The following is a 14,647-nucleotide window of genomic DNA, read 5'->3' as shown; positions in this document are numbered from 1 at the left end:
GTTGTTATGGCATGCGTTTGACGGGTTGGATCGGTATCGATTGCCGATCGTCCTTGCCGCCGGCGTCTTGCAGCAGCGGCTTGTCAGGATCGATGTCGGGAATGGCGGCGATCAGCGACGCCGTATAGGCATGTCTCGGCCGCGCGAAAACCTCTTCGGAACGGCCTTGCTCGACGATCTCGCCGCGATACATCACGACGACGCGTTCGCAGAGATTGCGGACGATCGCCAGATCATGGGCGATGAAGATCAGCGTCAGGTTCATCTTCGCCGTCAATTCGCGGAAGAGCTCGATGATCTGCGCCTGGATGGTGACGTCGAGGGCAGCGACACATTCGTCGGCGATGATCAGCTTCGGGTCGACGGCGAGCGCCCGGGCAATACCGGCCCGCTGGCACTGGCCGCCGCTCATGCTGCGCGGTTTGCGGCCGGCGAATTCGCGTTCGAGGCCGACGAGATCGAGCAGTTCGTCGATCCGCGCCGGGATGTCGGCCTTCGCTACCTTGCCCTGCACCTTCAGCACCTCGGCCAGCATCTGCCCGATCGTCAGCCGCGGATTGAGCGCATTATAGGGGTCCTGGAAGACCATCGCCGTCTCGCGCCTGAGCTTTGCCAGGCCGGCACTTTTCTGCTGGGCCAGATCGACGCCGTCGAAGGTGACGTGGCCGGACGAAATCCGTGTGAGACCGAGCACGGCGCGGGCAAGCGTGCTCTTGCCGCTGCCGGATTCGCCGACGATGCCCACCGTCTCGCCGGGCATGATCTGCAGGCTGACGCCGGCAACGGCGCTGACATTTCTGGGACCGCCCTTGAACAGGCCGCCGCCGGCTTTGAAGCGCACGTGGAGATCGTCGATTTCGAGCAATGGCCTCACCGGCTGGCCGGCTTCGCCAATGTCCGGCAGCGGCGCTGATATCTCGCCCGGCAGGGAAGGGTGGCTGTTGATCAGGTTGATCGTATAGGGGTGCTGCGGCCGCGCCAGGATCGCCCGCTTCGGCCCCTCTTCGATGAGCTTGCCGCCGCGCAGCACGGCGATGCGGTCGCAGGTCTGAGCGACGATGCCGAGATCGTGGGTAATCAGAATGATCGACAGCCCGCGCCGGTCGCGAATCTCCATCAGCAGCCGCAGGATCTGCGCCTGGATGGTCACGTCGAGCGCCGTTGTCGGCTCGTCGGCGATCAGGATCTTCGGGTTGCAGGACAGAGCCACACCGATCATCGCGCGCTGCCGCATGCCGCCGGAAAATTCGTGCGGATAGCTGTCATATTGGCCCACGGGATCGGGGAAGCCGACCTGCGCCAGGATCTCCGTCGCAGCAGTCCGGGCTTCGCGGGCGCCGAGGCCTTGATGATAGCGGATGCCCTCGGCGATCTGATCGCCGATCCGCATCACTGGGTCGAGATGGCTGGTCGGGTTCTGGAAGATCATGCCGATCTCGCCGCCACGCACCTCAAGCATCTCGCCGTCGCCAATCCGCATCAGGTCGCGCCCGTCGAGCAGCACGCTCCCGCTTTCGATCTTCAGCAGCGGGGAGGGCAGCAGGCGCACCAGCGAACGGCAGAACAGGCTTTTGCCCGAGCCGCTCTCACCGACGAGACCGAGGATCTCGCCCTTGCCGAGATCGAGCGAGACCGCATCGAGCAGGGTGCGCCGGCCGGAATCCAAATGGGCGCGGACGGTGAGATCACGGACGGAGAGCACGGCGCCGCTCATTCATGCACCCCCAGCAATTCGCCGAGCGCATCACCCAGCATGCTGAAGCCGAAGGCGAGGCTGACGATGGAGAGGCCGGGAAACAGCGTGATCCACCAGGCGGTGGTGATGAAACTCTGCCCTTCCGCGACCATGACGCCCCATTCGGCGATCGGCGGCTGAACGCCGAGGCCGAGATAGCTGACGGCGGCGCCGCTGAGCAGCACCAGCGTCGCATCGGACATCGAAAAGACGATCGAACCGGCGACCGCGTTCGGCAGCAGGTGACGGAACATGATGCGCGAACGGCTGAAGCCGAGGCTGACGGCGGCAACGGCGTAGTCGCTGCTTTTCAGCACCAGCATCTGCGCCCGGATCAGCCGTGCATAGGAGACCCAGCCGACCAGCGCCATGGCGATATAGAAGCTGCCGAGGCCCGGGCCGAGGATTGCGATGATCGACAGCATCAGCACGAGAAAGGGGAAGGCGAGAATGATATCGACGAGGCGCATGAACAGGGCATCGACGATGCCGCCGAAGAAGCCGGCGACCGTGCCCACGGTCGTGCCGATCAGGAAGGGGAAGATGATGCCGATCAGCGCCATCTGCAGGTCGAGGCGCGCCCCCCAGATGACGCGCGAGAGGATATCGCGGCCGAAATTGTCGGTGCCGAACGGATGCAGCAAGGAAGGTGCCTGCAGGCGCACCTCGGCGTTCTGCAGGATCGGGTCGTAGGGCGCGATAACAGGCGCGGCGATCGCCAGCAGGACGAAGAACAGCAGCAGGCCGGCACCGACGGCAAGCATCGGCCGCCGGACGAAGAGCCGGCGCCAGGCGGGGGCAGGGGCGATCGCCTCGATGCTCATAGCGTCACCCGCGGATCGACGGTGACGGTGACGATGTCGGCAATGAAATTGATGAGCACGGTGGCGCAGGCAAAGACCATGGCGACGCCCTGCACCACCATGTAGTCGCGCGAAAAGATCGCCCTGACGAGCAGCTGCCCCATGCCGGGCAGCGCAAAGACGGTCTCGACCACGACACTACCGCCGATCAGCCAGCCGATGTTGACGGCAAGCAGATTGATCGTCGGCACCAGCGAATTCGGCAGCACATGCCGCCAGAAGACGATCCCCTCCGGCATGCCGCGGGCGCGCGCCGCGGTCGCTACATCCGATTTCAGCTGCTCGATCATCGCCGCCCGCAGGCTGCGCGTCAGCACGGTCGAGAGCGACAGTGCGACCGTCAGGCTCGGCAGCACCAGATGCGACAGCTTCTCGCCGATCGTCGCGCCATAGCCCGAAACCGGCAGCACGCCGAGTTCGACACTGAACAGGATGATCAGCATCAGCCCCAGCCAGAACGGGGGAAAACCGATGCCGAGGGTCGAGACGATGCGCACCGCATGGTCCGGCGCCCGGCCGGCATTGCGCGCGGCGATCGAGGCCATCGGCACTGCGATCAGGACCGACAGCACGACGCTGGTAACGACGAGCGCCAGCGTCGGCTCGATGCGGGTAACGATCAGTTTCAGCACGTCGATCTTGTAGAGGATCGACTTGCCCATCTCGCCATTGGCGAGGTTCTTGAGGAAATAAACATATTGCAGCCACATCGGCTGATCGAGGCCGTATTGGGCGCGGATGCCGGCAAGGGCTGCCGGCGTCGCGCGCGTGCCGAGGATATTGCGGGCCGGATCGCCAGGGATCAGCCGGACCAGAATGAAAGTAATGACGCTGATGCCGAAAATGACCGGCAGAAATTGCAGCGGTCGCGTCAGAACGAATTTATAGCGATGCATGACGGCGATCGCCCCTCTGTCTTCGTCGGGTTGGAGCCGCTTCCATTTGCATCAGTCAGCCTTGTGCCGGGCTAGAAAACCGAGAAGCGCCGGATAATAATCCTGCGGGTTCTCATAAAACGGCATGTGGCTGGCATTGGCAAATACCTTGAGCTCCGCATTCGGCAGCGCAAGCTTCATCCTGAGCGCGCAGGCCGGGGTCAGCTCGTCATGCTCTCCGGCCGTGATCAGCACCGGCAGCATCAGCCGCGGCAGATCGGGGATGCGGTTCCAGTCCTTGAGGTTGCCGATATAGAGAAACTCGTTCGGCCCCTGCATGGTCTCATAGGGCGCCATGTTCCAATCTTCGAGCGAGCGGCGCACCGGCGCCGGCCATTCCGCCAGGCGGCAGACGTGGCGATAGTTGAGAATGGTGACGGCTGCGAGATATTCCGGGTGATTGTAGGTGCCCTGCGCCTCGTGCTTCTGCATCATCGAGACCGTTTCGGGACCGAGTGCCGACCGCAGCCGTTCCAGTTCCGAGATCAGATGCGGCATGTCGGCAACGGTATCCTCGAGGATCAGCGTCTTCAAATTTTCGGGGTAGGTCAGCGCGTAGTCGATCGCCAGCCACCCGCCCCAGGAATGGCCGAGCAGATGGACTTTGCCGAGCTCCAGCGCCTTGCGCACGGTCTCCGTTTCCTCGACATAGCGGCCGATCGTCCAGAGCGAGAGATCGTCGGGCCGATCGGATGCGCCCGTGCCGAGCTGGTCGAAGGCGATGACGCGATAGCCCTTGTCGATCAGGCAGGAATGCGCCTCGCGCAGGTAATCGCAGGGCAGGCCGGGTCCGCCGTTCAGGCAGAAAACCGTCTCGCCGCCGGTCCCGAAGCTATAAGCAACGACGCGATAGCCATCGACATCGATCTCGAACTGCTGGTCCGGCCGTATTTCACGCCACATTGATCGCTCCGGCAGAAGATTTCGCTTGCTCAATATTTGGGCATGGTTAATTTTTTACCGTAAATCGCGCGCCATGCCAGCTATAAGAAGTGATAGGGTGGGGCGCATGGCGTATCGCGGAGCCGCCCATGATTGACGACATCGGAACGATCAGACGGCAGTTTACGGCGCACGAAACGCTGGATGGCCGGATCGACCAGGCTTTCGAGGCCATGAAGCAGATCGGCTTCGAGGCGCTGATCTACGACTATACGCCGGTGCCCTACGATCTCGACGGCGCGATCATGATACCGTCGCTGCTGAAGCTCCGGAATATCGCCGACGACATGCACGACTATTGGTTCGACCGCGGTTATTTCCGCATCGATCCAGTCCAGCAGGTGGCGCTGCGCAGCACGGCGCCGTTCTTCTGGAACTACGACACCGATGCCGACACGCTGATCAACCGCTTCATGAGCGACGACACCGCGCCGGTCGCGCGCTACCTGAACGAACGCGACATGTCGACCGGCGTCACCGTGCCGGTCCATATGCCGGGCGGCGACTATGCGACAGTTACCGGCATCCGCTTCGGTGGGAACAGTGAGTTCGAACGGCATGCGCTGCGTTATATCGCCGACTTCAACCTGCTGGCCCATGTCTTCCACGAGACGGCGTATTCGCTTTTCGACAAGAAGGCGTTGAGCGTCGGCACGGTCCGCTTGACCGAGCGGGAACGCGAGTGCCTGCGCCATTCGGCGGAAGGTTTTTCCGCCAAGGAAATCTCCCGCATCATCGGCCGTTCGGTGCCGACCGTCGTGATGCATCTCAATGCCGCGGCAAAGAAACTCGGTGCGCGCAACCGCACCCAGGCCGTGGTGCGCGCCACCCATTACCGCCTGCTCGAGGACCGGCCGGCCGATTAATGGTCACCCTATAAGTTGTGATAGCTGCCTTCGCCGCTGCCGCCGCGTTATGGTTTCCGACATGCCAAGAGATGGAGACGCCGGTGGCCGAAACCGTGACGAATGAAGCCTATTTGCCTTTTCACGACTATCGCACCTGGTATCGTGTCACCGGATCGCTGGAAAGCGACAAGCTGCCGCTCGTCGTCGCCCATGGAGGACCCGGCTGCACCCATGATTACGTCGATTCCTTCAAGGACATCGCCGCGCTCGACGGCCGCCCGGTCATTCATTACGACCAGCTCGGCAATGGCAACTCCACCAGGCTTCCCGACAAGGGGCCGGATTTCTGGACGGTCGGCCTGTTTCTCGAAGAGCTGGACGCGTTGCTTGCCCATCTCGGCATCCAGCATCGTTATGCCTTTCTCGGCCAGTCCTGGGGCGGCATGCTCGGCGCCGAACATGCGGTGCGCCGGCCGCCAGGCCTGAAGGCGCTCGTCATCGCCAACTCGCCGGCCAACATGCACACCTGGGTTTCGGAAGCGAACCGGCTGAGGCGGGAATTGCCGAAGGAGGTGCAGGACACGCTGCTGAAGCATGAACTGGCGGTAAGCCTCACCGATCCGGACTATATCGCCGCCTCCCGCGTCTTTTATGACCGCCATGTCTGCCGCGTGGTGCCGTGGCCACCCGAAGTGGCGCGGACATTCGCGATCATGGACGAGGACAACACTGTCTACCGCAATATGAATGGCCCGACCGAATTTCATGTCATCGGCACGATGAAGGACTGGACGATCGAAAACAGGCTCGACCGCATCGAAGCCCCAACGCTGCTGATCTCCGGCCAGTACGATGAGGCGACACCCCTGGTGGTAAGGCCCTATCTCGACCGGGTTCCCGGCTGCGAATGGGTGCTCTTCGAAAATTCCAGCCATATGCCGCATGTCGAGGAAAAGCAGCTCTGCCTGGCGACCGTTTCCGCTTTCCTGTCACGGCACGATTGAGAAAGCGGCCGACCCGTGGTGATCAAGATCGCCAGTTGGCGATCGCCTATCGACGAACCAGCCATTTCTTGGCGACCCGGCAGGCCATCGTATAGGCCGGATCAAAGACGTTGCCGACGTCGTAACGCACGATCTGCCCGAGCATATGGCTGGCTGCCGTTCTGTCCAGCCCATAATCCGACGCCAGCCAATTCAGCATTTCGGTGGTGGCATGCTGGAGCGCCTGATCGAGGGGCCGGGCGTTGCCGATCGTGAAGATGTCCTCGGCGGTTTCTCCGCGTGGCCAGACCAGCCCGGCCTTCTTTTCCACCGTCAGCCGCACGGTGACTTCGAAGGTGGTCTCGATGCCGGTACCGACAATCTCGCCATCTCCCTGCAGGGCATGGCAATCGCCGAGAAAGAACAGGGCGCCGGGAGCCGATACCGGGAAACGAACCGTGGTGCCGGGTCCGAACAGCCGATAGTCCATGTTGCCGCCATATTCGCCGCTGGTCGCGGTCGAGATCGCCTGGCCGAGGCTCGGCGCCACGCCGAAACAGCCGATCATCGGGGCAAGCGGCAGAACGAAATTTTCAAGGCCTGCGACCGGCTCGGACAGCCGGACCGTCAAGGCCTCGCGGTCGATGGCCCAGATGGCGATATCGCGCGGCGGCAGGTCGCGCACCGTTTCGGCATCGATCACGCTGGCGGCGACGACGCTTCGGGTAAACCCCGTGTCCCTGGTCGGGATCATGCTGACGATCTCGACCTTCAGCGCATCCCCGGGTTCGGCGCCTTCCACGAAGATCGGGCCGTTCATTGGATTGCCGCCGGTCGCCTGCTTGACGCCGTCCTTGTCATGTCCGGCGGCGTCGAGCGTCTCGGTCACGACGGTGTCGCCATCGGCGATGCGCAGCGCCGGCGGAAGGGAGCCGATGACATTGTGAAAACTCGTCGGGATGAAGCGGTGAGTGGTCATGAGAATACAGCTCTCACTCGTTTCGAATGCCATGAGGCCTGCGGCTCAATTGCCGGGCAGAGAGAGCTGGACTAAATCAGAGATTGCCGGCAATGCCAATATCCGCAGCTTCACTCGGGGCTTTCTTCGATCTGGATGATCGGCTCGGATAGCCAAGGCCGATATAGGTCTCGCGTCGCGCTTTAAGATGCCTCAGCCGGTCGAGCGAAGCATTGGTCACGATGCGGGCGAGCAGCTTGATGGCCGTTCTTGGACGATGTTCTCCAAAGACGAAAGGGAGCGCCGTTTGTGGCATGACTTGTGCCGGTTTTGTCTGTTTTGGTGAACGGGTAGGACGGCTGCTGATGTCTGATCTCGCCCTACATTCTCTGACAGCAGATGTAAGTAAGTACCTATGCGGCGGGCGACATGTCTTTACGGCCAATCATGGCAGCTGGTGGATGGTCACGTTCGGAACGACGTCCCGTGCGATCTCGCAGAGATGCCAGTGATGCGTGAGATAGATGACCTGTCCGACCTTTGCCATGTCGCCGAGCAGGCGGAAAACCTCTTCGGAGCGAGGATTGTCGAAGCTCTCCATAATGTCGTCGGCGACGAAGGGCACGGGCCTCCGAAGCGCTGCGAATTCCTCATAGCCTGCCAGCCGAAGGGCGAGATAGAGCTGGAACTGCGTGCCCGTCGACATCGCATCCGCAAGCTTCGAGCCGCCATCACGGGACACTCCGATCAGTATTTCCCTGTCCCGGTCGGGTTGGGTCGTCAGGCCGGAATAGTTGCCACCGGTGATCAGACGAAAGGCTTCCGATGCGCGGTTCATCATCGAGCTGCGATGTTTTTCGCGATAGATATGCAGCGCCTGCTCGGCCGCAAGCGTGCCGGCACGGAGCGTCAGATGCCGCACGGCCAGTTCCTCGATCTCAAGGAAGGTGGTTCGGCGCTTGGCCTCGATGCGCGCCACCGCGTCGTCCCCGCCGACGGCCTCGAGCTTCTGCCGCGCCAGCGACACATCGGAATAAAGAAGCTTCGCCCGCTCGGTGAGATCCTCGATCCGGGCGTCGAGTTCCATTGCATCGCGCTCGACGGCATCGGCGTCGACATCGGCAAGGCGGCGTTCGGCCTCGGCAAAACTCGTCGCGCGCAATGCTTCGGTGATCTGGCCGCGCAAGGTGGCGGCCCGCGCCTCCAGCCGGTCCCGATCCCGGGCCTGGCTCAGGAATGCGTCGACTGAGGCAAGCGAGTCCGTGCCGAAATAGCTGGTCAATTCGTTCCTGCGGGCATTGTGAACGGCCAGTTCTTCCTCCAGCGCCCGTCGTTTCTCCAGGTGTTTTTCGAGATCCGCCTGCCGGTCTGCCCGAAGTTGCGCCGCATGCCGCGCTGCCTCATAGCGTTCCACGAGCGCATTGGCGGAGGCGAGCGTATCGGCTGCCGACGGGCTGAGGCCGCAATCTGCGAGAAGACCGGCAATATCCCCGCGGAATTGCTCCTGGTCGCGTTCCATCGCGGCAACGCGGCTTGCGAGGTCATCCCGTTCCTTCAGGATGGCAGGCAGTGTGCCGAGTGCATTCAGCATGGCGCGGACGGCCGCCATCGAGCCGGCCTTGTCGGCAAACCAGCTTCGCGACAGCGCCTCCGCCCATTCCCGGTCCCAGGCCGCCATGGTGGCTTCCGCCTCCTGCCGGTCGCGCTCCCGCTCCCTCAGATCGCGGCTGAGATCGCCGATGGCCTTCTCATGCGCCTGCCGCGCCGCCCGCTCGGCTTTGCCGGCAGCAAGCATATCATTTGCAGTCTGCATCAGCTCGGTGACCGGCAGATGGTTTGCGTCGCCAAGACCGGCATCCGCAAGACTGGCCGCAAGCGTCGCAGCATGCCCGTCCAGTTCGCCGCGAAGCGCGTCCACCGTCTCTTCGGCCCGCTGCAGATCGCCCCAGGCGGCCAGCGCCGCGGCCCGCCTGGTGCTCCAGGTCTCGAGTGCCGCAATACGCGCCGAAGCTTCGGCGTCATATTCGATTGTGCCGGGCAGCAGACCACGAATGCGCTCGGCAAGCGCATCATGTTCGGCGCGCGCCTCGGCGAGCAGTTCCCTTTGCCGTTCGATCGCTGCTGCCGTCGCCGCTTCCGTCTGACGCAGCTGGCGCAGTTCCGCTAGGTCCTGCGCCCGCGACAGCCGGCCGGCGGACACCATGTCGTCCTGCCGCATCCGCTCCTCGAATGCCCGGGCCGTGGCGGCATCCAGACTGGCGAGATGCACCTGCCAGGCGGCATCGCGTTCATCGCGCAGCCTCATGGCCTCGGCATCGTCTATCGAACCGCCGGCAATGAAGGCTGCGATCCGGGCTTTGGTCAGCGCCTGCTCAGTGCCGAGATCGCGAAGCCGCGCCTCGTGGTCCCCAATCCGCTTGTCGACAGCAGTCGCCTGGCCACGCCAGGCCTCGATCTGTCGAGGCTCCGCGGCGCTTGTCAATTGCAGGGCCACAACGTCGCCGGTCCAGGGTGCAAGCTGTGCAAACTGGTTCGCCTGTATTCGCTGCGCCTGGACAAGGGTCCGTTCATCCAGGGTGAGTCGCACTGCGAGATCGGATCCGGTCAGCCGGCTCAGCGCCGCCTCAATGCGCCCAAGCCGCGCGGGATCGAGAACCGCAGCTCCGTTTTGCGAGCCGTCTTTCTTGCCCAGCCTTTCGAGATTCTCCCGCGCTCGCACCAGTTCGCGGCTCGCGGCGGCCAGCTTCGCCTCGACGCCGGAGCGTCGTTCGATGAGATCGCGGATGATGCCAATCAGCGAGGCGGGCAGCAGCAGCGCCTCGGGCGTTGCATGGCCCGGCTGTTCCAGATCGGCCAGAAGCCGGGCGAGCACCGCTTCCTGTTCGGCCAGCGCCAGCCGGCGTTTCGGCAGGTCGCTCTCAGCGGCGAGATAGCGCGCCCGACCCTGATCCAGCATGTCCATATGCGCGGCCACCGTCAGCGCCTTGTCGTCGATCACGATCGCCTCGATCTCATCGGTAAGCTGGCGCAGCGTGCGGTCGGCAGTTTCGAGAAGCGCCTGCAGCCGCGTCTCATCGCGGGAAAGCTGCGGCAGGAGCGCGAACCATTCGGACGGCGGCCGCGGCAGATCGCCCATATCGGCCGCATCTTTGTCCAGCCGCCAGAGCTCCAGCGCCGCGGGCAGGGCGCCGAGAAGACGTGTCAGGTCCTGATGCCGGGCCTTGGCCTCGGCCAGTTCCCGCGTGGTTGCGATATAGGCGGCATCGGCGTGCTCATGGGTCGATTTCAGCGTCGAATAGGCGGAGGCAAGCGTGTCGATGGCATTGCGCTCGGCCTTCAACGCTTCGAGCGAGCGTTTGAGTTCCGCGAGCTTCGTGCTCGACGACCGCTTCTTGTAGATCACATTGGCTTCGTCGGCGGCCGTCACCAGCGAACGGCTGAGGCCGGCGAGGCCCGAACTTGCCGAGAACAGCAACTCGCCGAGTTCGCCCTTGCTCTGGATGATGGCGTTACCGCCCTCTTTAAGCGACTGGTCGTCGAGTGAGAACATCGTGCGATAGGCCTCGCGGCCGATGCCGCCGAGTGCGCCGGCCAGGAGCGCCTCGTTCACAGCCTGCCCCCGATCGTCGACGAGGCTGCCGGTCCGAAGCTTGAGCCGCGCCAGCTCGTACTCCGCGCCATCGAATTCCAGCCGGGCGCCAATCTTCATCGTGTTGTACGGATGCAGGAAATTGTAGGTGCTGCGCTCACCGATGCCGAAGAGCAGATCGAGATAGGCGGCGAAGGTGGTCGACTTGCCCGCTTCGTTCAGACCATAGACGATGTGCAAGTCGGGCGAACCTGGATGCACCGCGCCGAAATCGATCGAGTGATCGGTGAACTTGCCATAGCGGGTGAGATCGAGGCGTCGAAGGCGCATCAGCTTTCTGCCCGGTCCGCGGCCTTCATCCGGGCGGCAATGTCTTCGGCGCCATCGGCGAGAAGGCTGTCGATGAAGCGTTCGAAGCCAGCCTCGTCATGCCCGGCGAATGCTCGGCTCTCGGGCGGCAGGTCGGCGAGCAGGTCGCGAACCACCTCCCTGATATCGTCGCGAAACCCGCTGCGGGCGATGACCTCGTCCCGCATCAGCGCGCCCAGTTCGACGACAGGATCGGCGGTGGATGCGTCTGAGGGGGTCAAGGGCGCTTCGAAGGCGAGTTCCAGCTTCTCGATCCAGGTCCGGCCGATCCGGTCGCCGCGCTGCTCGGCTTCCGCTTGCATGAGGTCGATATCACGCCGAAGCTGCCAGGCAAGCTGCGTGCGGCCGGAAAGCCTCAGGCGCGCGACGAGATGCGGCGAGGCCGTGCGGTCGCGCTGCGCTGTCAGTGCCGCTTCCACCGCCAAGGCCGCATCACGCCAATCATTGACACCCGTCAGATCGACATCGACGCGCTCGAACTGCGCGACGCTGGTGAGCCGCTCCTCGACCGTCACCGTCCGGTCGTCCGCCACGGTCACGAGCGATACGGTCTTGATGCCCGACTCGTTAATGTCGCGGCCCTGCGGCATACCGGGCATGATGACCGTGGCCGTGCCGGGATGCTGGCTGCGCTGGTGGAGATGGCCGAGTGCCCAGTAGTCGAATCCCGAGGCGTGGAGGTCGAGCACGTTGCAGGGCGCATAGACGTCATGTCCGGCTGATCCGGCGAGACTCGTATGCATGATGCCGATATTGATCGCGCCTGTCACCGGCGGCTTGAACTTCGGCAGAAGCGAGTCTGGCGCTTGCGGCTTGGCGAAGCTCAGGCCGTGGATTGCGACCGACAGGTTCCCTTTCGTGGTCTCCACGATCTCGGCGTGGCCGCCGAAGATCTTCAGCGTATCGGGCATCACCAGTTCCTTGGCGATCTTCGACATCGCATCATGATTGCCGCGGATCTTGAAGACGTGAATCCCCGCTCGGTGCAGCCGTTCCAGCTGGCTTGCCAGGAAGCGCGCCGTCTTCATCGACGTCTGCTCGCCATCATAGAGATCGCCGGCGATGACGAGCGCATCGACCTGTTCCGCAAGGCACAGATCGACGATCGCCACCAGCGCCTGCCGGCTGGCGTCGCTCACGAGATCGGCCAGATCGGCGTTGCGAAGCGCCAACGACCGCAGGGGAGAGTCGAGATGGAGATCGGCGGTGTGGACGAAACGATAAGCCATGAATGCCGAAAGCGTTGCGATAGGATGATGAGCGGGGCCTCGGACAGATAACCGCGCGGTCGCTGTCACATGGCCGTAAACATCAGAATATGGAGCACGCGCCCAAGCCGCGCGAGCGAAATGGGCCCGGCAAACCGGCTCATCCACAATCAATATTAATCGATCAGCGGCGGCACCGTAGCCGATGCACCCTGCTGCCCCAGCCGCCATGTTCCATAACGTGCATTACGCCGCTTTGTTATGTTATAACATCTTTATCGGATGTTAAAATGCGGTTGTCGAGGATCCCTGACATCTTCCGCGGAACCGAACTTGAAGATTTGATGCAGCTCAAAACTCATTGTATCTGTCGTGTCGACAAGAGGAGTTTTTATGCCCGACATCGACCCCGGTTCTCTTCCCGAACGCAAACGCGGCTCCGGCGTGAAGCTGGTCTACGACCTGCTGCGCAACGAGATACTCGACCTGAAGCTCGCCCCCGGCAGCCCGATTGACGAGGTGCAGTTGGCGGAGCGGTTCAAGATGTCGCGGACACCGATCCGCGAGGCGCTTGTCCGCTTGGCCGGTGACGGGCTGATAGAAACGCTGCCGAACCGCTCGACCATGGTGTCGAACATCGATTTTCTCAATCTCAGTACATTCTTCGACGCCCTCGTCCTGATGTATCGGGTAACGACGCGGCTGGCGGCGCAGAACCATCGCCGCGAGGACCTGGCCTCTATCCATCGTTTCCACGAGGACTATGCGGCGGCAATCGAAGCACGCGACACGCTGGCGATGATCGCGACCAACGCCGCCTTCCACGCTGCCATCGCCGAGGCCGGGCGCAACCCTTATTTCACCGGGCTTTTTCGCCGGCTGCTCGATGAAGGCCGGCGCATTCTCCGGCTTTACTACCAGTCCTATGATGAACATTTTCCGCAGCAGTTCGTCGACGAACATGCCGAGATCATTGCCGCGATCGAGGCACGGGATATCGAGGCGGCCGACGGTCTGGGCAAGGTGCACGCCGAACAGATCGTCGCCCAGGTGCAGAAGCTTTTCAGTCGCAACGGCAAGCTCGACATCGCCTTATAAAAGGCTTTGTATTTTTCTTGTCGACAAGTAGAACGCAGGATGTTATCTCCATCTGCGATCAGGTCGGCGACCTTTGCCGATCAAGCCTCCCCCAGCGCTCAAGGAGATCGACATGAAAGCCACAATTTTTTCCGGCGTCATTCCCGCCCTGATGACGCCCTGCAAGGACGATCGCACACCTGACTTCGACGCGCTGGTGCGCAAGGGCGGGGAATTGATCGAAAAGGGCATGTCCGCCGTCGTCTATTGCGGCTCGATGGGCGACTGGCCGCTGCTGACGGACGAACAGCGCATGCAGGGCGTTGAGCGCCTGGTGCAAGCCGGCATTCCGGTCATCGTCGGCACGGGCGCCGTCAACACTGCTTCGGCGGTTGCGCATGCTGCGCATGCCCAGAAGGTCGGTGCCCAGGGCCTGATGGTGATCCCGCGCGTCCTGTCGCGCGGCACGGTCGTCGCGGCCCAGAAGAACCACTTCAAGGCGATCCTTTCGGCCGCCCCGAACCTGCCGGCCGTCATCTACAACAGCCCCTATTACGGCTTTGCCACCCGCGCCGACCTGTTCTTCACGCTGCGTGAGGAGCACAAGAACCTCGTCGGCTTCAAGGAATTCGGCGGCGCGGCCGACATGCGTTATGCGGCCGAAAACATCACCAGCCGCGACGATGACGTCTCGCTGATGATCGGCGTCGACACCTGCGTCTTCCACGGCTTCGTCAACTGCGGCGCTGTCGGCGCGATCACCGGCATCGGCTGCGTGCTGCCGAAGGAAGTCATTCATATGTGCAAGCTCGCCCAGGCTGCGGCCGCCGGCGATCCGGATGCCCGCCAGCGCGCGCTGGAACTGGAATCGGCGCTTGCCGTGCTCTCCTCCTTCGACGAGGGCCCCGACCTGGTTCTCTACTTCAAACACATGATGGTGCTGAAGGGCGATCCGGAATACACGCTGCACTTCAACGAGACGGATGTGCTCTCCGAAAGCCAGCGCGGCTATGTCGAAGCCCAGCTGAAGCTGTTTGACACCTGGTACGCAGAGTGGAGCAAGCTGCCGGGCGCCGTGCAGAGATATAAAGCCTCGGCATAATCCGTCGGTTCAAGGTGACGGCCCTCCTCGCGGAGGGC

The 14,647-nt window shown here is 63.0% G+C and carries 11 protein-coding genes; 4 read left to right on the top strand and 7 right to left on the bottom strand.

Going from position 1 to position 14,647, the window contains the following annotated elements; genetic code table 11:
- Positions 1-4: 4 nt before the first annotated feature.
- Genes CO657_RS33235 through CO657_RS33220 form a run of 4 tightly spaced genes read right to left on the bottom strand, consistent with a single transcriptional unit; the run spans position 5 to position 4,436 of the window.
- Positions 5-1,714 carry a dipeptide ABC transporter ATP-binding protein gene (locus CO657_RS33235; protein WP_054184308.1) on the bottom strand — a complete coding sequence of 570 codons (1,710 nt, stop codon included), beginning with the start codon at positions 1,712-1,714 and terminating at the stop codon, positions 5-7.
- Positions 1,711-2,559, bottom strand: coding sequence for an ABC transporter permease (locus CO657_RS33230; RefSeq protein ID WP_054184309.1), 849 nt, complete (start codon positions 2,557-2,559; stop codon positions 1,711-1,713). Before CO657_RS33230 ends, CO657_RS33235 begins: the two co-directional genes overlap by 4 nt.
- The gene (locus tag CO657_RS33225; protein ID WP_054184310.1) at positions 2,556-3,494 is read right to left on the bottom strand and encodes an ABC transporter permease; all 939 of its coding nucleotides are present in this window, start codon (positions 3,492-3,494) and stop codon (positions 2,556-2,558) included. Before CO657_RS33225 ends, CO657_RS33230 begins: the two co-directional genes overlap by 4 nt.
- A gap of 51 nt (positions 3,495-3,545) precedes the next feature.
- Positions 3,546-4,436, bottom strand: a complete 891-nt coding sequence (locus tag CO657_RS33220) for a proline iminopeptidase-family hydrolase (protein WP_054184311.1) — start codon at positions 4,434-4,436, stop codon at positions 3,546-3,548.
- A 128-nt stretch (positions 4,437-4,564) separates the two neighbouring features.
- Here CO657_RS33220 and CO657_RS33215 point away from each other — a divergent pair, with 128 nt between their 5' ends.
- Positions 4,565-5,341 (top strand): helix-turn-helix transcriptional regulator, encoded by a 777-nt coding sequence (locus CO657_RS33215; protein ID WP_012560003.1) that lies wholly within the window; start codon positions 4,565-4,567, stop codon positions 5,339-5,341.
- A gap of 83 nt (positions 5,342-5,424) precedes the next feature.
- Positions 5,425-6,327 (top strand): proline iminopeptidase-family hydrolase, encoded by a 903-nt coding sequence (locus CO657_RS33210; protein WP_054184312.1) that lies wholly within the window; start codon positions 5,425-5,427, stop codon positions 6,325-6,327.
- Positions 6,328-6,373: 46 nt separating this feature from the next.
- Here CO657_RS33210 and CO657_RS33205 read toward each other — a convergent pair whose 3' ends face one another.
- From CO657_RS33205 to CO657_RS33195, 3 genes are all read right to left on the bottom strand, one after another.
- Entirely contained in the window at positions 6,374-7,285 is a 912-nt protein-coding gene (locus CO657_RS33205; RefSeq protein ID WP_054184313.1) for an acetamidase/formamidase family protein, read from the bottom strand.
- Between the two features lie 424 nt (positions 7,286-7,709).
- On the bottom strand, positions 7,710-11,183 hold the full coding sequence (locus CO657_RS33200; RefSeq protein WP_054184315.1) for an AAA family ATPase: 3,474 nt from the start codon (positions 11,181-11,183) through the stop codon (positions 7,710-7,712).
- Complete coding sequence (locus tag CO657_RS33195) at positions 11,183-12,451, bottom strand: metallophosphoesterase family protein (protein ID WP_054184316.1); 1,269 nt, start codon at positions 12,449-12,451, stop codon at positions 11,183-11,185. Before CO657_RS33195 ends, CO657_RS33200 begins: the two co-directional genes overlap by 1 nt.
- Before the next feature lie 372 nt (positions 12,452-12,823).
- On the opposite strand from CO657_RS33195, the gene CO657_RS33190 reads away from it, so the two are divergent.
- The gene (locus CO657_RS33190; protein WP_054184317.1) at positions 12,824-13,528 is read left to right on the top strand and encodes a GntR family transcriptional regulator; all 705 of its coding nucleotides are present in this window, start codon (positions 12,824-12,826) and stop codon (positions 13,526-13,528) included.
- 112 nt (positions 13,529-13,640) lie between these two features.
- The gene (locus CO657_RS33185) at positions 13,641-14,609 is read left to right on the top strand and encodes a dihydrodipicolinate synthase family protein (RefSeq protein ID WP_054184318.1); all 969 of its coding nucleotides are present in this window, start codon (positions 13,641-13,643) and stop codon (positions 14,607-14,609) included.
- Positions 14,610-14,647 lie beyond the last annotated feature (38 nt).

This window comes from Rhizobium acidisoli (assembly GCF_002531755.2).
In the GTDB taxonomy this organism is placed as follows: Bacteria; Pseudomonadota; Alphaproteobacteria; order Rhizobiales; family Rhizobiaceae; genus Rhizobium; species Rhizobium acidisoli.
This window is presented reverse-complemented; position numbering and strand designations above follow the sequence as displayed.

What these genes read in the sequence shown, in the direction of transcription:
- CO657_RS33235 (WP_054184308.1), bottom strand. Translation starts at nt 1,714, where the DNA reads ATGAGCGGCGCCGTGCTCTCCGTCCGTGATCTCACCGTCCGCGCCCAT.
- CO657_RS33230 (WP_054184309.1), bottom strand. Translation starts at nt 2,559, where the DNA reads ATGAGCATCGAGGCGATCGCCCCTGCCCCCGCCTGGCGCCGGCTCTTC.
- CO657_RS33225 (WP_054184310.1), bottom strand. Translation starts at nt 3,494, where the DNA reads ATGCATCGCTATAAATTCGTTCTGACGCGACCGCTGCAATTTCTGCCG.
- CO657_RS33220 (WP_054184311.1), bottom strand. Translation starts at nt 4,436, where the DNA reads ATGTGGCGTGAAATACGGCCGGACCAGCAGTTCGAGATCGATGTCGAT.
- CO657_RS33215 (WP_012560003.1), top strand. Translation starts at nt 4,565, where the DNA reads ATGATTGACGACATCGGAACGATCAGACGGCAGTTTACGGCGCACGAA.
- CO657_RS33205 (WP_054184313.1), bottom strand. Translation starts at nt 7,285, where the DNA reads ATGACCACTCACCGCTTCATCCCGACGAGTTTTCACAATGTCATCGGC.
- CO657_RS33200 (WP_054184315.1), bottom strand. Translation starts at nt 11,183, where the DNA reads ATGCGCCTTCGACGCCTCGATCTCACCCGCTATGGCAAGTTCACCGAT.
- CO657_RS33195 (WP_054184316.1), bottom strand. Translation starts at nt 12,451, where the DNA reads ATGGCTTATCGTTTCGTCCACACCGCCGATCTCCATCTCGACTCTCCC.
- CO657_RS33190 (WP_054184317.1), top strand. Translation starts at nt 12,824, where the DNA reads ATGCCCGACATCGACCCCGGTTCTCTTCCCGAACGCAAACGCGGCTCC.
- CO657_RS33185 (WP_054184318.1), top strand. Translation starts at nt 13,641, where the DNA reads ATGAAAGCCACAATTTTTTCCGGCGTCATTCCCGCCCTGATGACGCCC.